The sequence below is a fragment of the Nocardioides sp. YJ-D4 genome (genome assembly GCF_054031495.1).
Map to the genome: position 1 here is coordinate 6,098,391 of NZ_CM132932.1, position 17,135 is coordinate 6,115,525.

At 69.7% G+C, this 17,135-nt stretch carries 18 protein-coding genes; 15 read left to right on the forward strand and 3 right to left on the reverse strand.

The genetic code is table 11. The features are described from left to right. Nucleotides 1–2 precede the first annotated feature (2 nt). The 8 genes from ACW14X_RS29110 (at nt 3) to ACW14X_RS29145 (ending at nt 6,066) form a co-directional block, all read left to right on the forward strand. Nucleotides 3–575, forward strand: a complete 573-nt coding sequence (locus tag ACW14X_RS29110) for a hypothetical protein (protein WP_160023220.1) — start codon at nt 3–5, stop codon at nt 573–575. Continuing rightward, nucleotides 575–1,438, forward strand: coding sequence for a hypothetical protein (locus ACW14X_RS29115; protein ID WP_457164238.1), 864 nt, complete (start codon nt 575–577; stop codon nt 1,436–1,438). The genes ACW14X_RS29110 and ACW14X_RS29115 overlap by 1 nt, the downstream gene beginning before the upstream one ends. 83 nt (nt 1,439–1,521) lie before the next feature. Continuing rightward, on the forward strand, nt 1,522–2,007 hold the full coding sequence (locus ACW14X_RS29120) for a pyridoxamine 5'-phosphate oxidase family protein (RefSeq protein ID WP_457164239.1): 486 nt from the start codon (nt 1,522–1,524) through the stop codon (nt 2,005–2,007). Between the two features lie 35 nt (nt 2,008–2,042). Continuing rightward, nucleotides 2,043–2,237: a ferredoxin gene (locus ACW14X_RS29125; RefSeq protein ID WP_160023224.1), complete on the forward strand. Its 195-nt coding sequence runs from the start codon at nt 2,043–2,045 to the stop codon at nt 2,235–2,237. 6 nt (nt 2,238–2,243) lie between these two features. Continuing rightward, on the forward strand, nt 2,244–3,122 hold the full coding sequence (locus tag ACW14X_RS29130) for an SDR family NAD(P)-dependent oxidoreductase (RefSeq protein WP_160023226.1): 879 nt from the start codon (nt 2,244–2,246) through the stop codon (nt 3,120–3,122). Continuing rightward, complete coding sequence (locus ACW14X_RS29135; protein WP_160023228.1) at nt 3,122–3,880, forward strand: glucose 1-dehydrogenase; 759 nt, start codon at nt 3,122–3,124, stop codon at nt 3,878–3,880. Before ACW14X_RS29130 ends, ACW14X_RS29135 begins: the two co-directional genes overlap by 1 nt. Before the next feature lie 117 nt (nt 3,881–3,997). Further along, the gene (locus ACW14X_RS29140; RefSeq protein ID WP_457164240.1) at nt 3,998–5,182 is read left to right on the forward strand and encodes a hypothetical protein; all 1,185 of its coding nucleotides are present in this window, start codon (nt 3,998–4,000) and stop codon (nt 5,180–5,182) included. Further along, complete coding sequence (locus ACW14X_RS29145; protein ID WP_457164241.1) at nt 5,179–6,066, forward strand: hypothetical protein; 888 nt, start codon at nt 5,179–5,181, stop codon at nt 6,064–6,066. The genes ACW14X_RS29140 and ACW14X_RS29145 overlap by 4 nt, the downstream gene beginning before the upstream one ends. Before the next feature lie 3 nt (nt 6,067–6,069). Here the strand turns inward: ACW14X_RS29145 and ACW14X_RS29150 are convergent, their stop codons facing one another. Beyond that, complete coding sequence (locus ACW14X_RS29150; protein ID WP_160023234.1) at nt 6,070–6,705, reverse strand: TetR family transcriptional regulator; 636 nt, start codon at nt 6,703–6,705, stop codon at nt 6,070–6,072. 172 nt (nt 6,706–6,877) lie between these two features. On the opposite strand from ACW14X_RS29150, the gene ACW14X_RS29155 reads away from it, so the two are divergent. Then, a complete protein-coding gene (locus tag ACW14X_RS29155; RefSeq protein ID WP_457164242.1) occupies nt 6,878–9,001 on the forward strand; it encodes an acyl-CoA dehydrogenase family protein in 2,124 nt (707 codons plus the stop codon). A gap of 7 nt (nt 9,002–9,008) precedes the next feature. On the opposite strand, the gene ACW14X_RS29160 is transcribed toward ACW14X_RS29155, so the two are convergent. Beyond that, on the reverse strand, nt 9,009–10,232 hold the full coding sequence (locus ACW14X_RS29160; RefSeq protein WP_457164243.1) for an alpha/beta hydrolase: 1,224 nt from the start codon (nt 10,230–10,232) through the stop codon (nt 9,009–9,011). Between the two features lie 72 nt (nt 10,233–10,304). Between ACW14X_RS29160 and ACW14X_RS29165 the strand changes: the two genes are divergently transcribed. The 5 genes from ACW14X_RS29165 to ACW14X_RS29185 all read left to right on the forward strand — a co-directional run bounded on the left by ACW14X_RS29165 (nt 10,305) and on the right by ACW14X_RS29185 (nt 15,051). After that, nucleotides 10,305–12,485: an acyl-CoA dehydrogenase gene (locus tag ACW14X_RS29165; protein WP_457164244.1), complete on the forward strand. Its 2,181-nt coding sequence runs from the start codon at nt 10,305–10,307 to the stop codon at nt 12,483–12,485. Beyond that, on the forward strand, nt 12,482–13,003 hold the full coding sequence (locus tag ACW14X_RS29170) for an FAS1-like dehydratase domain-containing protein (RefSeq protein ID WP_457164245.1): 522 nt from the start codon (nt 12,482–12,484) through the stop codon (nt 13,001–13,003). Before ACW14X_RS29165 ends, ACW14X_RS29170 begins: the two co-directional genes overlap by 4 nt. Then, complete coding sequence (locus ACW14X_RS29175; RefSeq protein ID WP_457164246.1) at nt 13,000–13,404, forward strand: Zn-ribbon domain-containing OB-fold protein; 405 nt, start codon at nt 13,000–13,002, stop codon at nt 13,402–13,404. The genes ACW14X_RS29170 and ACW14X_RS29175 overlap by 4 nt, the downstream gene beginning before the upstream one ends. After that, nucleotides 13,401–13,784 carry a MaoC family dehydratase gene (locus ACW14X_RS29180; RefSeq protein ID WP_457164247.1) on the forward strand — a complete coding sequence of 128 codons (384 nt, stop codon included), beginning with the start codon at nt 13,401–13,403 and terminating at the stop codon, nt 13,782–13,784. Before ACW14X_RS29175 ends, ACW14X_RS29180 begins: the two co-directional genes overlap by 4 nt. A gap of 100 nt (nt 13,785–13,884) precedes the next feature. Then, nucleotides 13,885–15,051, forward strand: a complete 1,167-nt coding sequence (locus tag ACW14X_RS29185) for a lipid-transfer protein (protein ID WP_457164248.1) — start codon at nt 13,885–13,887, stop codon at nt 15,049–15,051. Here ACW14X_RS29185 and ACW14X_RS29190 read toward each other — a convergent pair. Further along, nucleotides 15,048–15,419, reverse strand: coding sequence for a hypothetical protein (locus ACW14X_RS29190; RefSeq protein WP_457164249.1), 372 nt, complete (start codon nt 15,417–15,419; stop codon nt 15,048–15,050). The genes ACW14X_RS29185 and ACW14X_RS29190 overlap by 4 nt on opposite strands. 231 nt (nt 15,420–15,650) lie before the next feature. Between ACW14X_RS29190 and ACW14X_RS29195 the strand changes: the two genes are divergently transcribed. Beyond that, nucleotides 15,651–17,039, forward strand: coding sequence for an alpha-amylase (locus ACW14X_RS29195; protein ID WP_457164250.1), 1,389 nt, complete (start codon nt 15,651–15,653; stop codon nt 17,037–17,039). Nucleotides 17,040–17,135: the final 96 nt, after the last annotated feature.

Genomic DNA, 17,135 nt, shown 5'->3' on the forward strand with positions numbered 1-17,135 from the left:
AGATGCCATCCGACAACTCGCTCGACGTCAAGCTCTCCCTGGCCAGACTGGGGCGGCTCAACACCGTGCTCGCGGCGGTGGTCGTGATCCTGGTCGTGCTGGCGGCGGCAGTCTTCATCGGCGGCGCTCGGGTGCTGCCCTGGACGACGCCCGCCGAGGCCGCGGCCGCCGACTACGACGAGGTGAAGGCGGTCGCCGAGGACGGCGTGATCGCCTTCCTCGACGTCGACTACCGCGACATGGACCCGCGGATCCAGGCCGTCAAGGAGATCTCCACCGGCACCTTCGGCAAGGAGTACACCGCCATCGCCGAGCAGATCCGGCAGGCCGCGATCCCCGCCCAGACCATCTCCAAGGGCAAGGTCAAGCAGGTCGGCATCCGTGCGATCGGGTCGAAGAAGGCGGTCGTGCTGGTCGCCGTGGACTCGGTCGTCACCAGCAGCCAGACAGCTGAGCTGAAGAAGAGCGACACCTGCCCCTACGACGGTGCGCGGTGCTCGAAGTACCGCTTCAAGGTGTCGCTGGCCAAGACGAAGGACGGATGGCGCATGTCCGACCTGGCAGGAGTCAACTGATGACAGGCGTACGAGCGAACGGATCGGTCTCCACCGGCCAGAAGGAGTGCCCCTTCTGCGCGGAGACGATCAAGGCAGCCGCGATCAAGTGCCGTTACTGCGGCTCCGACCTGCTTCCTCCGGCCGACGACCAGGACCAGGACGTACGTGACGAGGTCGCCGCTCCGGAGGAGAGGGAGGCCGGCGCGGCCGAGTCCGAGGACGTCGAGACCGACCCCGCAGAGCCTCAAGCTGAGGTTGAGGGTGAGGGTGAGACCGAGGGGCGCGCAGGCTTCGCCGAGCGGTGGCTGGGTGACGGTAGCCGGGTGCTGACGGCCGTACTCGGCGTACTCGTCCTGGTCGCGGGCGGCCTGCTGTGGCTGGCCGTCGACATCGCGTCGAAGGACGACGTGGCGCCGAGCGGGGAGCTGACCGCGGCCGGGTCCCGGGCGGCGATCATGGAGCACTCGGTCGGACTGGCGCAGACGGTGATGTCCTACCAGGCAGCCAGTGCGGAGAAGGACATCGCGGCGGCGAAGAAGCTGATGACGCCGGCGATGCAGAAGGACTACGAGAAGACGCTGCCCGGCGAGGACAAGCGCAAGGAGCAGGCCGACCTCGGCATCAAGGTCGACGCCGAGGTGGCGCCGCTCTCCGAGGAGGGTGCGAAGGCGGCCGAGGAGGGCAAGGCCTGCGTCGACGAGGACTGTGCCGCGTCCATCATCTCGGCCACCGAGGAGACCGCGCAGGTGCTGCTCTTCGTCAACCAGAGCGCGACCGCGCCGAAGACGAAGAACACCGTGGTCAGCCCGACCTGGGAGGTGCTGACGCTGGTCAAGGACGACGGCGGCTGGCTGATCTCCGAGATGAAGGCCGCCTCCTAGCTCGCGCCGTAGGGTCACTTCAAGGGGGACGCCCGTCCCTGATATGGTAGAACGTGTTCTAGTTTGATGCTCTAGGAGGGCACATGGCCGGGTCCCGCCAGTCCGTACAGCTGACCGACGCCGAGATCGAGGACTTCCTCGGCTCGCAGATGAAGGTGCAGGTCGCGACCGTCGGTCCCGACGGTGCTCCGCACCTGACCACGCTGTTCTACGTGCTCGACGAGGGCAAGATCGTCTTCTGGACCTACGGGTCCTCGCAGAAGGTCCGCAACCTGCGGCGTGACCCGCGGGTCACCTGCCTGGTCGAGGACGGCGTCGACTACTTCGAGCTGCGCGGGGTGAGCATCACCGGCAAGGCGCGGCTCGTCGAGGAGTACGACGAGATCAAGGGGATCGGGTTGCGGGTGATGACCCGGATGGCCGGCGGAGCCGACCTGGGTGAGCTCGGCGAGGACCTGGCCTCGAAGCAGGCGCACAAGCGCGTCGGCATCGTCATCGAGCCCGACAAGGTCGCAAGCTGGGACCACCGCAAGCTGGGCGCGCTGCCCGGCCAGGGCTCTGGTGAATGACGGCTCGACGACGGCGTGAGGACAAGGAGACGGACATGGCAAAGGTGATCGCGGACTTCGACCTGTGCGAGTCCAACGGGATGTGCGAGGCGTTCGCTCCCGACGTGTTCGAGATCGATGACGACGACTACCTGCAGATCGAGGACCCGACGGTGACCGACGAGAACCGCGGCCGCGTCGAGCAGGCCGTGGCCGGCTGCCCCAAGGCGGCCCTGAGGATCGAGGAGTAGCACCACGTGAGCGTTGACCTGGACGGAAAGACGGCGATCGTCACCGGCGCGGGCGCCGGTCTCGGGCGCGCCGAGGCGGTCGCCCTGGCCCGGGCGGGTGCCCGGGTGGTGCTCAACGACCTCCCGGGCGCTGCCGAGGAGGCGGCCGAGGAGATCCGCGGATTCGGCGGCGAGGCGGTGATCGCGGCCGGCGACGTGAGCGAGCGGGCCACCGCCGACGCGATGATGGCTGCTGCCGTCGACGGCCTCGGCGGGCTCGACATCGTGGTCAACAACGCGGGCATCACCCGCGACAAGATGCTCTTCAACATGTCCGACGAGGAGTTCGACCTCGTCGTACGCGTGCACCTCCGCGGCCACTTCCTGCTGACCCGCAACGCCTCGGCCCACTGGCGCTCGGTGGCGAAGTCGACGGGTGCACCGGTGGACGCCGCCGTCGTGAACACCTCCTCGGAGGCGTTCCTGTCCGGGCCTCCGGGACAGGCCAACTACGGCGCCGCGAAGGCCGGGATCACCGCGCTGACGATGTCGACGGCGCGCTCGATGGGCCGTTCCGGCGTACGCGCCAACGCGATCTGCCCGCGGGCCGCGACCGCGATGACCGAGGGCGTGCTCTCGGGTGACTCCTACGGGCCCGAGCACGTCGCGCCGCTGGTCACCTACCTCGCCTCGCCGGCCGCCGCCGCGATCACCGGGCAGGTCTTCGTCGTCTACGGCGGGATGATCGCCGTGCTCGCGCCGCCCACGGTGGCCGAGCGCTTCGACAACGCCGCCTGGGACCTGGACTCGCTCGACAAGCAGGTCGGCGGCTGGTTCGCCGACCGCGACCCCGCGGCCGGGTTCTCGGCCGACTCGATCATGCAGCTCAAGCTGAAGGAGCAGTGATGGCACGTCTCGAGGGCAAGACCGCGATCGTCACCGGTGGTGCGCAGGGGCAGGGAGCCGCCATCGCGCGCGCCTTCGTGTCCGAGGGCGCGAAGGTGGTGATCGCCGACGTGGCCGACGAGCCCGGCAAGCTGCTCGCCGACGAGCTCGGCGACGCCGCGCTGTTCGTGCACCACGACGTGAGCTCGGAGGAGTCCTGGACCGCGCTGGTGGCGCAGACCGCCGAGACGTACGGCCCGGTCAACGTCCTGGCCAACAATGCCGGCATCCTGCGCTTCGGTGAGATCCTGACCCAGCCCGTCGAGGAGTTCGAGCTGCTGTGGCGGGTCAACACCCTCGGCTGCTTCCTCGGCATGCGCTCGGTGATCTCGACGATGAAGGAGAACGGCGGCGGCTCGATCATCAACGCCTCCTCGATCGAGGGCCTGGCCGGGATGGCGTTCGTGGCCGGCTACACCTCCACCAAGTTCGCCATCCGTGGCATGACCAAGGCCGCCGCGCTCGAGCTCGGTCCCAGCGGCATCCGGGTCAACTCCGTACATCCCGGCATGATCGACACCCCCATGACCCGCGGCGTCGGTGCCGACGATGCCGCCATGGAGTTCGGTGCCTCCAAGGTCGCCCTCAAGCGCGTCGGCCACCCCGAGGACATCGCCCCGCTGTACGTCTACCTCGCCTCCGACGAGTCCAGCTTCGTCACCGGCGCCGAGATCGCCATCGACGGAGGCGCCACCGCCACGCACGCCTACGGCGGCTGACGGGCCGGAGGTCGGCTGCCCCGGCATGGGTGAGTCGGCCACACGAGGGGCGCGTCTCCGGCATACTGCGACGCGAAGTTTTTCAGTCACCGGGGACGAACCGAAAGCCACCAGAACTTGTCTCGACGACGCAGTGCGTTCGCCACCACGGCCGTGGTCGCGGTCTTTGCCTGGTTCTACTCGTTCGCGTTGGCGGTCCCGATCGACACCGGCAGCGTGTCCGCGCTCTGGCAAGCGCGCGGACACGAGTGGTTCGGGGCGTTCCTGGCTCAGATGCTCGACGGCCTGTCGTTCCTCTGGGGATCGGTGATCCGTTACGAGTACGCCGTCGCGCCCGACTCCGCGTGGCCGGTGCTGGTCTTCGTCGTCCTCCTCTCCGTGTTGGTCTACGCGAGCCTCCGAACCGGATCGGACGGCCCCTACGCGGTCGCGGGCCGGGTGCTGGGTGCGTCCCTTCTGGCGGGCGGGATGACGAACCTGTTCGTCATCCTCGGGGACGTCACGGCCTCCCCGGACGGGGCCGCGATGCTGTCGGCGATGGTGTGGTCGCTCCCTGACGACGGGATCTGGCTCGGCCTCAGCCTCGGACTGGTCGGCGGCGTGGTGGCGGCGCACGTGGTGGCGTTGGCCCAGCTCACGGCCGCTGCGATGGAACAGGGCGAACGTGACGACTCGCCCGCGCCGGTGGAGACGCCGAGGCTGAGTCCTGCGCAGGGACGAGCGCGAGCCGTTCGGGTCGCGACCTGGGGTGCGCTCCCGACGCTGGCTCTCGCGCTCGTCGGCGGCTTCGCCTGGGACTACGGTCCCGACGTCTACTCCGACGCCGCCGTCGGTGCGCGCCAGGCCTGGGTGCAGATGGTCTGGTTCGCCCATGCCAGCCTTGCGGCGCCCGATGACCCCTACTCGCTCGGTGGCACGTTCGACACGTTGATCTGGCTACCGCGCACGCTGAGCTCAGTCGTCCTGGTGGCACTCATCTGGCTCGCGATCCGTCTGATGATGGCGCGCTGGCAGCGCGGCACGGAGCCCAGCGCGCTCGGTGTCATCATGCGGTGCTGGGGCATGGTCGCGGTGCTCGCCGTGGTCGTCGGTCTCGTCGAAGGAGCCGTCTTCCCGGCTCCCGAGCTCGCCCTGCCTGCCTACACCCGGGCGTTCGACAACGTCGCCGACGCGCTTCGCTTCGCTGCCTGCTTCGGCTGGGCGACCGGCGTCGCCGTGGCGCTCGCGCTGCGGCTGTCCGGCGGATCCCTGACCGAGCCGGAGTCGGCTGAGCGACTAACCGAGGGGAGCATGGACCGATGACCAGGCAGAGGGCCGAGGAGCCCGAGGAGGCCGCGGCGGAGGCGCCGGCACCGGCCGGAGACGTACGCCGCCGGGGTGTGTTGCCGTGGACGGTGTCGCTGCTGAAGAAGCCGACCGCCTGGGTCGTCGGCGTGGTCCTGGTCTCGCTGGGGGCGACGTTCGGCTCCGGCCTGCAGAGTCTCTTCACCGGCCTCCTGCCCGAAGGGTGGAGCGATCCGGGCAAGGGCATCCACCTGGTGGACGTGCGCAGGCAGGAGATGAGAGGGCCGGTGCTGATCCCGGACGGTGCGAGCGCCGCGCCGTTCAAGAGCTTCGACCAGGCGCGCAGTGCGGTCAACGATCTCGACTGGCAGGCGAAGCACGAGTGGTACGCCGTGGAAAACGTGACCTGGGAGGTCACCCTGGTCGGCCGGCACAGTGAGGACGTGGTGATCACCGATCTGCGGCCGAAGCGTTCCGGGCCGTGCACGTCGATCCTGCGCCAGGGCACGGTCGTGGAAGACGTTCCCCAAGGTGGAGGGGGAGACAAGATCCTGCTACGGACGGACCTGGGCGCGCCGGTGCCGGCGCTGACCTCCGAGGAGGACGGTTCGCCCTACTTCACCAGCCGGACGTTGACCCTCTCCAAGGGGGAGACGGTGGTCATCCCGATCACGGCGTCGAGCTCGGGGCCGACCTGCCGCTGGGTGCTCGAGGTCGACTACGTCGACCACGGCAAGCGCGAGTCGATGATCATCAAGGCTCCCGGCGGCCGCGAGTTCGGGATCACCGGCACCCCCGAGGGGCATCCCTATCGGCTCAGCTGGATCCACGAGTGCGAGCGGGCGATGAGGCCCGAGGACTGGGCTGAGCGCAAGAAGGACAAGAACCACTGCCCGAGGTGATCCTCAGCGCAGCAGCAGGCGCACGGCTACGTCGATCGACTTCTCGACGTCCTTCTCGTCCATGCGGCCGGTGACCCAGGAGATGAGCGCGGAGAGCCATACGTCGGAGATGATCCGGATGATGGCGGCCTCCTCCTCGGTGACCTCGCCGTGGTCGGGGGTGCCGTGCATGGCGCGAGCGATGACGGTGGTCAGGCTCGTGCCGACCTCATGGATCTCGCCGGTCACCGACTGGTCGGCGAACATGAAGGCGCGGACCAGGGCCTCGGTGAGCTTGGGCTGCTTCTGCAGGGCGCGGGTGCGGCGGTTGAGGACGTACATGATCCGCTCGTGGGCGGTGTCGCCCGGCGTCGCGCGGACGGCGGAGCGGTCGACGTCCTTGGTGAACTCACGCGCCAGCGCGGAGACCAGCAGGTGGATCTTCGAGGGGAAGTAGCGGTAGAGGGTGCCGAGCGCGACCTCGGCCTGCTCGGCGACGGCGCGCATCTGCACGGCGTCGAAGCCGCCCTCGGCTGCCAGGGTGATCGTGGCGTCGAGGATGCGCCGACGGCGCTCTCGCTGGGCTGCGGAACCGCCGGTGGGTGCGGTGGCCGGCCTCGGGCCGTCGGTGTCGCGTGGCTCCGTGCTGACGGACGTCACTGTGGGTCCCCCTAGGACTTATGACCGGATCTCGATCTGTGGCTCTCAGGCTAACCGCAACGGCGCCCGAGAGTGAAACACGTTCCTTCGTGAGTCTAGACTTGTAACACGTTCTACATCAGTCTCTATTCCTGAAGGCCGCAGAACCAGGCGGAAATAGTAGGAGGTCCCTGTGCCGATCGGCATCACCGACGAACACCAAGTCCTCAGCGAGAGCCTGCGGGACTGGGCCAAGGGGCTGGGTGGCATCGCGATCGCCCGTGCCGCCGAGGGCACCGCATCCGCGGACTTCGACGAGGTGTGGCGAGGCGTCGAGGTGTACGGCGTCGCCGGCATCGCTGCGCCCGAGCCGAACGGCGGTGGCGGGACGCTGCTGGATGCGGCCGTCGCGCTCGAGGCGTGCGCTCACGAGCTGCTGCCGGGGCCGCTGCTCGGCAGCACGGTCGCGGCCTTCCATGCGGGAGCGGCCGGGCTCGGCGACGTGGTCGCGGCCGTCACCGCCGGCGGCTGCGGGATCGCGCTCGGCCCGGACCTCGAGCTCGGCGACAGGCTCCGGGGAACGGTCCCTGTCGTCTACGACGGCGGCGGAGCCGACCGGCTGCTGCTCGGTGCCCGCGGCGCCGACGGCGAGGAGCGCTGGTTCTTCCTGGCGGCGGAGCAGGCGGACGTACGCCCTCAGGCGGGTCCCGATCTGACCAGGCGGGTCGCCGAGGTGCGGGTCGACATCGATGCCCGCGAGGCGGTCGAGGTCGCGGGCCTGCGCGCCGAGGCGGTGCGGCGTACGGCTCTCACGCTCGCTGCCGCGGAGGCGTCCGGGATCGCGCAGTGGTGCCTGACGACGGCCGTGGAGTACGCGAAGGTGCGCGAGCAGTTCGGGGCGCCGATCGGGTCGTTCCAGGCGATCAAGCACCTGTGTGCCCAGATGCTGGAGACCGCCGAGGCGGTGGCCGCTGCCGCGTGGGACGCGGCAGCGTCGGCCGAGGGCGACGTCGAGCAGTGGGCCTTCGCGGCCGAGGTGGCCGGCGTCACCGCGCTGGACGGAGCGGTCCGGGCGGCGCAGGACTGCATCCAGGTCCTCGGTGGCATCGGCTTCACCTTCGAGCACGACGCCCATCTCTACCTGCGCCGTGCGGTCGCCCTGCGGAGCCTCCTCGGTGGTGGCGACGCCCATGCGGTCGCGCTGGCGGAGCACGCCGTGGCCGGCATCCGCCGTTCGGTCCGTGTCGACCTCGACGGCAAGGACGACGCGATCCGTCCCCGAGTGCGAGAAGCCGTGGCCGCGATCGCGGCGCTTCCCGAGGCGGAGCGCCGGGACGCGCTCGTCGACGCGGCCCTTCTCGCGCCGCACTGGCCCGCTCCGTACGGGCTCGGCGCCGGTCCGGTCGAGCAACTCGTCATCGACGAGGAGCTCGCCGCGGCCGGGGTCTCGCGCCCCGACATCAAGATCGCCGGGTGGGCGGTGCCGACCATCCTGAAGCACGGCACCGACGCCCAGCGCGAGCAGTTCGTCGAGGCCTCGCTGCGCGGCCGGATCGTCTGGTGCCAGCTCTTCAGCGAGCCCGGCGCCGGCTCCGACCTGGCCTCTCTGGCCACCCGCGCCGAGCGGGTCGAGGGCGGCTGGCGGCTGACCGGCCAGAAGGTGTGGACCTCGCTCGCGGCCGAGGCCGACTGGGCGATCTGCCTGGCGCGTACGAACCCCGACGTCCCCAAGCACAAGGGCATCACCTACTTCCTGGTGGACATGCGCAGCGAGGGGATCGACGTCCGTCCGCTGCGCGAGCTGACCGGTGACGCTCTCTTCAACGAGGTCTTCCTCGATGGCGTCTTCGTGCCCGACGAGCTCGTCGTCGGTGAGGTCGACGGCGGGTGGCGCCTAGCGCGTACGACGCTGGCCAACGAGCGGGTCGCGATGGCCTCGACCAACCTCGGCGGCAGTGTCGAGCGCGCGGTGGTGCTCGCCGGCGGTCGCGGTGAGGCCGATCTCGCCAGGGTCGGCCATGCGGTCGCGCTCTCCACGGTCTGTGCGCTGCTTGGTGTCCGCTCCACGCTCAAGGCGCTCGCCGGGCGCGGACCGGGCGCGGAGTCCTCGGTGGCCAAGCTCCTGACCGTACGCAACCGCCAAGACGCCTCCGAGCTCGTCGTCGACCTCCTCGGCCCGCTGGCGCTCACCGACGACCCGCAGGTCCGCGAGGATCTGCACCAGTCCCAGCTCACCCGCTGCCTCTCCATCGCCGGCGGCACCACCCAGGTGCTCCGCAACGTGGCAGCAGAGCATCTGCTCGGGCTCCCGCGCTGAACCGGTGTCAGCCGAGTCGGGCACCGGCCCGGTCACGATGCCAGAGCAGCCAGCGCTCGACGGCCGCCACAGCGTGGTGAGCCCGGATGCCGCCGAAGACGTCGAAGGCGTGCTGGGCGCCCGGCATCTCGACGTACGTCACCGTGGCCTCGGAAACCTCGCGCAGCCGAGCGACGAAGGCGAGGGCCTGGCGCTTGGAGACCAGAGTGTCGAGCGCCCCGTGGAGCACGAAGAAGTCGGGGGCGTCCTCGGTGATGTGGTGGATCGGTGAGGCCTGGCGGAAGTCCTCGATGGTGGCGCCCTCGGGCATGACCTTGTGGGTCCACAGCCCGTCGCGCACCCGAGCGGTGTAGCGGTCACCGTCGTCGCCGGCCACGTCGTAGACCCCGTAGAACGGTACGCAGGCCGCGACGCGTGTGTCCGCGCCCTCGAAACCGGGCTGGAACGGTGCGAAGCCGGGCGTCAGCGCGGCGAGCGCGGCCAGGTGGCCGCCCGCCGAACCGCCTGTGGCGACGACATAGTCGGGGTCGCCGCCGTAGTCGGCGATGTGGTCGTGCACCCACGCCAGGGCGCGTTTCACGTCGACGATCTGCGCCGGCCAGCGGTGCTTGGGGGCGAGCCGGTAGTTGATCGTCACGCAGACCCAGCCGTTGGCGGCGGCCATCCGGTTCATCAACAGCTGTCCCTGCTGCTCCTTGGAGCCCAGGGTCCAGGCGCCGCCGTGCACGTGGAAGAGCACGGGCGCCCTGCTGACCTCGATCCCGGCCGGGCGGTAGATGTCCAGCCGGGCGCGGCTGCTGTCGCTGTCGGCGTACGCGATGTCACGGATCACCTCCACAGCCGGGTTCTTCATGCGGAACGGCCGGGCGAGCTGGGCGAGGTCGAGCGGCGTGCGTTCGCCCGGGGGCGCTCCGAGGGTCTCGGTGAGTGCCTGGTCGAGGAGGCCGCGTGCGGAGCCGGCGCGGTGGACGTTGAGCGCGAAACCAGCCGCGGCGGCGCCCGCGAGCGCCAGCCCGAGCGGCGAGACCTTGCGCCGGGCTGCCGAGACGGCGGTGTCCGCGATGCCGAGCGCGAGCAGCTGCGGAGCCAGGTCGCCGGCGAGCCAGCCGGCGGCGAAGGACCCGATGGCGCCACGGGGACCGGTCCGGTCGACGGGTGGCCACAAGGCGTTGGCGGCGAGGCCGGCCAGCGCCGCCTGGCGGACGGTGTGCGCACGGGGGAGTCGGGCCATGATGCCGAGGTTAGCGGGCCATCGCGGGGCACACTGCTGACATGCAAACTAGAACACGTTACAGTTCGGTTCATGGGAGACGAGACACTCGATGCGGTACGCAGCGTGGTGGCCGAGGTCCTCGCCCGGGAGTCCGACCGCAGCGACTGGTCGGCCTGGGCGAGCGCCGGACTGACGGCACTGCCGGTGCCAGAGGTGTTCGGCGGCGAAGGCTTCGGGCTCGGCGAGATCGCGGTGCTGCTGCGGGAGGCGGGGCGCCATGCGGTCCGCTTGCCGGTCTGGGAGACCCTCGCCGTCGGTGCGCTGACGGTCGCCGGCCACGGGACGCCCGAGCAGCAGGACGCGATCCTGCCCAAGGTGGCGAGCGGCGAGACGCTGCTGACCCCGGCGTGGCTCGAGCCGGGACGACCCGAGACCCCGGCGGCGACCTTCCGTGACGGCACCGTGAGCGGCCGCAAGACCGGGGTGACGTACGCCGCCGAGAGCTCGCGCCTCCTGGTCACCGCCACCGCCGCCGACACCGGAGAACCGGTCGTGGTGCTCGTCGACCCGAGCGGTCCGGGCGTCACGCTGGCTCCTGCGAGCGCCTCCGGCGAAAAGCCCCAGCACACCGTCGTGCTCGAGGACGCGCCGGCAGAGCCGATGGGCCCGGGGGCCTTCGAGGCTCTGACCGGTCTCGCGGTCGCTGGGTTGGCGGTGAGCGCCGCGGGCGTGCTCTCCGGCGCCCGGGACCTGACCGCCGGCTACGTGAAGAACCGGCAGCAGTTCGGCCGGGCCCTCGCCGAGTTCCAGGCGGTCGCGCTGCAGCTGGCCGACGTCTACGTCACCTCGCGCACGCTCGACCTCGCAGCCGACAACGCGATCGCCGCCATCGCGGACGGGCGAGCGGCCGCGGTCGACCTGAAGGTCGCCGCCTACTGGGCCAGCCAGGTCGCGCCGTACGCCTTCCGCACCTGCCACCATCTCCACGGCGGCATGGGTGTCGATGTGACCTACCCGCTGCTCGCGTACACGACCTGGGGTACCGACATCGCCCACCAGCTGAACACCTCGGCAGCCGACGTCCCGGTCGAGACCGCCGAGGCCAAGAACCTCGAGCTCACCGAGGCGCAGCGTTCGCTGAAGGCCGAGGTCAGGGCCTACTTCGCCGGGCTCTCGCACGACGGTGAACCCGGCGATCCCGGTCCTGAGGGATCGTGGGACCGCCACGGCCCGACCTACCAGAAGCTCATCAAGCAGCTCGGCGACGACGGCTGGATGGGCGTCGGCTGGCCCAAGGAGTACGGCGGCCACGGCCTCGGCGAGGTCGAGCAGACAATCTTCGCCAACGAGGCGCAGTACGCCGACGTGCACCTGCCGGCGGTCACCCTGCAGACGGTCGGCCCTACGCTGATCCGCTACGGCACCGACAAGCAGAAGGAGATGTTCCTCAACCGGATCCTCGCGGGTGAGGTGCACTTCGCGATCGGCTACTCCGAGCCCGAGGCCGGCACCGATCTGGCCTCGCTGCGCACCACGGCCAGGCTCGACGGCGACCACTACGTCGTCAACGGCCAGAAGCTGTGGACCACCGGCGGCCATGCCGCCGACTACATCTGGCTGGCCGTGCGCACCGACCCGGACGCCCCCAAGCACAAGGGCATCTCGATCCTCATCGTCGACACCACCGACCCTGGCTTCTCCTGGACCCCGATCATCACCGCCGACGGCTCCCACCACGTCAACGCGACGTACTTCAACGACGTCCGCGTCCCCGCCGACATGCTAGTGGGGGAGGAGAACAAGGGTTGGAAGCTGATCACGACCCAGCTCAACCACGAGCGCGTCATGCTCGGCCCGGCCGGCCGAATCGAGGGTCTGCGCGACCGCGTCTTCGGCTGGGCACAGTCCCAGGGCCTCACCGAGCGCCCGGACGTACGCGCGCTGATCGGGAAGACCACCGCCGTCTTCCGGGTCAACGAGCTGCTCAACTGGGAGGTCGCGCGCGCGGCCGAGAGCGGCGAGATCGAGGTCGCCGACGCGTCCTCGTCGAAGGTCTTCGCCGCCGACCAGGTCCAGCACCTGCTCGCCGACCTGATCGCCCTCGTCCATCGCCATGGCGACCCCGGGGATCCCGACACGAAGAGCCTGCTCGACTATCTCGACGCTCAGGCGAAGCGGAACCTCGTGCTCACCTTCGGCGGCGGCGTCCAGGAGGTCCAGCGCGAGCTGATCGCCATGTTCGGGCTCGGGATGCCGAGGGTGCCGCGATGACCGGGCCCGAGAAGCAGACGCTGGTGGACGAGGCAGCGCACGAGAAGATCATGGCCGCCGCCGAGGAGATCACGGCATGGGGCGAGGCCGCCGAGCGCGACGCCCGTGACCTGGTCAACCAGCCCACAATCAACAACTGGCTCGAGGCGATGGGCCTGGAGTCCGAGCGGTTCCACCAGGGCGAGGCGCCGCCGTCGATGGCGCAGGTGTGGACGATGTACGGGCAGGGTGGTCGTCATCCCGACCGTGATCCGCTGCACGCGATGATGAACGTGCTCACCGACGCCGGCTTCCACGGCGTCCTCGGCACCAACTCCGAGCAGAGCTACGACCGCTACCTCCGCGTCGGCGAGCAGGTTCGCGTCACCACCGCGCTCGACTCCGTCGTCGGTCCGAAACAGACCGGGATGGGCGTGGGCTACTTCGTCACCTCGAAGAGCACCTGGTACGTCGGCGAGGAGCGCGTGGCGACGATGCTGTTCCGTGTCCTCAAGTTCATTCCCAAGGCGACGGCATGAGCGGCCCGGTGCGGCCGGTGATCGGCCGGGACAACGCGTACTTCTTCGAGGGAACTGCCAAGCAGGAGCTCCGCATCCAGAGCTGCAACGCCTGCGGCACCCTGCGGCACCCGCCCGGCCCAGCATGCCTGGCGTGCGACGCCTACGACCGTGGCTACGTCGTCGCGAGCGGCGAGGGGACGGTCTACTCGTTCACCGTCGTCCACGCCCCGAAGCTGCCCGGCAAGGAGCTGCCGCTGGTGGTCGCCCTGCTGGACCTGCCCGAAGGTGTACGCCTCGTGGCGGAGGTGACCGGCGTGCCACCTGAGGGCGACAAGAGCCTGCGGATCGGCGAACGCCTGGTCGTGGACTGGAACATCATCGACGAGGAGCTGACGCTCCCGATCTGGAGGCGACCATGACGTTGCGGACCGGAGAGAAGCTGCCCGCCTGGGAGCTCCCGATCACCCCCACGCTGGTCGTCTCGACCGCCCTCGGGACCAGGGACTTCCAGGACGTGCACCACGACCGCGACCGTGCCCAGGCGGCCGGCTCGAAGGACATCTTCATGAACATCCTGACCTCGACTGCGCTGTGCGAGCGCTACGTCACCGACTGGGCGGGCACCGACGTGCAGATCAAGGGCATCGCGATCCGGCTGGGCGCCCCGGCCTACCCCTACGACACGCTGTCGTTCTCCGGCGAGGTCACCGAGGTGGCGGACGGCGTCGCCACCATCAAGGTCACCGGATCGGTCTCCCTCGGTGCCCATGTGACCGGGACCGTGAGGGTCGCCGCATGAAGGCCGGCGGCGGGGTAGTCCGGGAGCGAACTGCCCAAATACTCGTCGGTAATAGGCAGTTCGCTCCCGGACTACCCCGATCGCGACCTCTGGAGACCGCATGACCACCCTCAGCAACCGCGCCGCGATCGTCGGTATCGGGGCGACCGAGTTCTCCAAGGAGTCCGGGCGATCCGAGCTCCAGCTGAGCGTCGAGGCGACCAGAGCCGCGCTCGTGGACGCCGGCCTCACGCCCGCGGACGTCGACGGGCTGACCACGTTCACCATGGACACCAGCTCCGAGATCGCGCTGGCCCGCGAGCTCGGCCTGGGCGACCTGAGGTTCTTCTCGCGGATCAACTACGGCGGCGGAGCGGCCTGCGCGACGATCCAGCAGGCCGCGATGGCGGTCGCGACCGGCGTCGCCGACGTCGTGGTCGCCTACCGTGGCTTCAACGAGCGCTCGGGCCAGCGGTTCGGACAGGTGCAGCCCTGGGCCGCCCAGCAGGTCAACACCAACGGCATCGACAACGCCTGGACCTACCCGCTCGGTCTCTCGACCCCTGCGGCGACGGTCGCCATGCAGGCGCGCCGCTACATGCACGACTACGGCGTGACCAGCGAAGACTTCGGCGCCGTGGCCGTCGCCGACCGGCGCCACGCCGCGACCAACCCCGCCGCGTTCTTCTACCAGAAGCCGATCACCCTCGAGGACCACCAGGCCTCCCGGATGATCGCCGACCCGCTGCATCTGCTCGACTGCTGCCAGGAGTCCGACGGCGCCGTCGCGATCGTGGTCACCAGCCCCGAGCGGGCCCGCGACCTGCTGAACCCGCCGGTCACCATCGCCGCGGCCGCCCAGGGCAGCGCCGCCGACCAGTACGTGATGACGTCCTACTACCGCGACGAGATCGGCATCCCCGAGATGGGCGTCGTCGCCAAGGACCTCTGGAGCCAGTCCGGCCTCACCCCGGCCGACATCGACACGGCCGTCCTCTACGACCACTTCACCCCCTACGTACTCATGCAGCTCGAGGAGCTCGGCTTCTGCGGCAGGGGAGAGGCGAAGGACTTCGTACGCGACGGGGCCATCGAGCTCGGCGGACGACTGCCCGTCAACACCCACGGCGGCCAGCTCGGCGAGGCGTACCTGCACGGCATGAACGGCATCGCCGAGGGCGTACGCCAGGTGCGCGGCACCTCGGTGAACCAGGTCGCCGGCGCTGCCCGGGTGCTCGTCACGGCGGGCACCGGCGTCCCCACGAGCGGGCTGGTGCTCTCCAGCTAGTCGGTGATGTCGCCGGAATAGCCGTACGTCGTATCGTGCCAGGTGCCGTTGGCCGCACTGGTGGCGTGGAACTCGCTCCACGTGCTGATGACGTTGGTGATCGGCGAGAAGTACATGCCGGGCGACGGTCGCGGCCCGGTGCAGGTGCCGGTTGCGTCGCACTGCCAGTCGAAGTCTGCGACGTGGCCGCTGAGCGGGTACTGGGGATTGAACTCGCCGGTCAACCGGAGGATGCGCAGGCCGTGGAAGGTGCCGGTGAGGCCCTCGCTGACCGTTCCGGTGCCGCCCGGGCTGACCCCCGCGAAGCTGGTCCAGGTGCCGTCGTACTCGATGCGGAAGCAGTAGTGCTTCTGACCGATCTTCCACACCTGGACATGCTGGAGATAGGAGTCGAGGGCCCAGACGTGGCCGTCGCTGGCGACGCCGTCGATACGCCAAGTTGACGATTCGGTGGCGCGGCCAGTCTCTCGACTGCGTTGAAATTTTGCGCAAGCTCTTGCAGCGAGAGAGGCGAGCGGGTTGACGTGTGACGACGATCACCCTACGGTCGTGCTGCAAGATCTTGCAGCAAGATTCATATCCCCTACGCAGGAGGAACCATGGCCAGAAAGTCCATGGCTGCCGCACTTGCCCTCTCGGCGGGAGCTGCTGTCGCGCTCACGATCCCGGTCTCGGCCCCGGCACAGGCCGCGCCACCGGGAGACAAGGACGTCACCGCGGTGATGTTCGAATGGAACTTCGCCTCGGTGGCCCGCGAATGCACCAGCACGCTGGGCCCGGCCGGCTACGGCTACGTCCAGGTGTCCCCGCCGCAGGAGCACATCCAAGGGTCGCAATGGTGGACGTCCTACCAGCCCGTCAGCTACAAGATCGCGGGCCGACTGGGTGACCGCACCGCCTTCAAGAACATGATCGACACCTGCCACGCCGCCGGCGTGAAGGTCGTGGCCGACGCCGTCATCAACCACATGTCCGCGGGCTCCGGCACCGGCACCGGCGGCTCGTCCTACAGCAAGTACGACTACCCCGGCCTCTACTCCTCCTTCGACCTGGACAACTGCACCGCACAGATCAGCAACTACCAGGACCGCACCAACGTCCAGGAGTGCGAGCTGGTCGGCCTCGCCGATCTCGACACCGGCGAGGAGTACGTCCGCGGCAAGATCGCCGGCTACCTGAACGATCTGTTCTCGCTCGGCGTCGACGGCTTCCGGATCGACGCCGCCAAGCACATGGCCGCCTCCGACCTGGCCAACATCAAGTCCCGGCTGAGCAACCCCAACGTCTACTGGAAGCAGGAGGCCATCTACGGCGCGGGAGAGGCGGTCTCGCCCAGCGAGTACCTGGGCAACGGCGACGTCCAGGAGTTCCGCTACGCCCGCGATCTGAAGCGGGTCTTCAACAACGAGAACCTCGCCTACCTGAAGAACTACGGCGAGGGCTGGGGCTACATGTCCTCGGGCAGCTCGGCCGTCTTCGTCGACAACCACGACACCGAGCGCGGTGGCGACACGCTCAACTACAAGGACGGCGCCAACTACACCCTGGCCAACGTCTTCATGCTGGCCTGGCCCTACGGCTCGCCCGACATCCACTCCGGCTACGAGTGGAGCGACAAGGACGCCGGCCCGCCCAACGCCGGCGCCGTCAACGCCTGCTGGCAGGACGGCTGGAAGTGCCAGCACGCCTGGCCAGAGATCAAGAAGATGGTCGCCTTCCGCAACACCGCTCGCGGGCAGGCCGTCACCAACTGGTGGGACAACGGCGCCGACGCCATCGCCTTCGGGCGTGGCAGCAAGGCGTACGTCGCGATCAACCACGAGTCCTCGTCCCTGACCCGCACCTTCCAGACGTCGCTGGCAGCAGGCACCTACTGCGACGTACAGGCCAACAGGAGCGTCACCGTGAACGGCTCCGGCCAGTTCACCGCGACTCTCGGGGCCAACACCGCCCTCGCGCTGCACGTCGGCGCGACGACCTGCAGCTGATCCCTGCCCTGCCGACCGTCCGGCGCCGACCCCCATGGGCGCCGGGCGGCCGGTCTCCACCGCATGCCCCCGCACAATCCAGAGAGGCCCTCACAG

What these genes read in the sequence shown, in the direction of transcription:
- ACW14X_RS29110 (WP_160023220.1), top strand. Translation starts at nt 3, where the DNA reads ATGCCATCCGACAACTCGCTCGACGTCAAGCTCTCCCTGGCCAGACTG.
- ACW14X_RS29115 (WP_457164238.1), top strand. Translation starts at nt 575, where the DNA reads ATGACAGGCGTACGAGCGAACGGATCGGTCTCCACCGGCCAGAAGGAG.
- ACW14X_RS29120 (WP_457164239.1), top strand. Translation starts at nt 1,522, where the DNA reads ATGGCCGGGTCCCGCCAGTCCGTACAGCTGACCGACGCCGAGATCGAG.
- ACW14X_RS29125 (WP_160023224.1), top strand. Translation starts at nt 2,043, where the DNA reads ATGGCAAAGGTGATCGCGGACTTCGACCTGTGCGAGTCCAACGGGATG.
- ACW14X_RS29135 (WP_160023228.1), top strand. Translation starts at nt 3,122, where the DNA reads ATGGCACGTCTCGAGGGCAAGACCGCGATCGTCACCGGTGGTGCGCAG.
- ACW14X_RS29145 (WP_457164241.1), top strand. Translation starts at nt 5,179, where the DNA reads ATGACCAGGCAGAGGGCCGAGGAGCCCGAGGAGGCCGCGGCGGAGGCG.
- ACW14X_RS29160 (WP_457164243.1), bottom strand. Translation starts at nt 10,232, where the DNA reads ATGGCCCGACTCCCCCGTGCGCACACCGTCCGCCAGGCGGCGCTGGCC.
- ACW14X_RS29165 (WP_457164244.1), top strand. Translation starts at nt 10,305, where the DNA reads ATGGGAGACGAGACACTCGATGCGGTACGCAGCGTGGTGGCCGAGGTC.
- ACW14X_RS29170 (WP_457164245.1), top strand. Translation starts at nt 12,482, where the DNA reads ATGACCGGGCCCGAGAAGCAGACGCTGGTGGACGAGGCAGCGCACGAG.
- ACW14X_RS29175 (WP_457164246.1), top strand. Translation starts at nt 13,000, where the DNA reads ATGAGCGGCCCGGTGCGGCCGGTGATCGGCCGGGACAACGCGTACTTC.
- ACW14X_RS29180 (WP_457164247.1), top strand. Translation starts at nt 13,401, where the DNA reads ATGACGTTGCGGACCGGAGAGAAGCTGCCCGCCTGGGAGCTCCCGATC.
- ACW14X_RS29185 (WP_457164248.1), top strand. Translation starts at nt 13,885, where the DNA reads ATGACCACCCTCAGCAACCGCGCCGCGATCGTCGGTATCGGGGCGACC.
- ACW14X_RS29195 (WP_457164250.1), top strand. Translation starts at nt 15,651, where the DNA reads ATGGCCAGAAAGTCCATGGCTGCCGCACTTGCCCTCTCGGCGGGAGCT.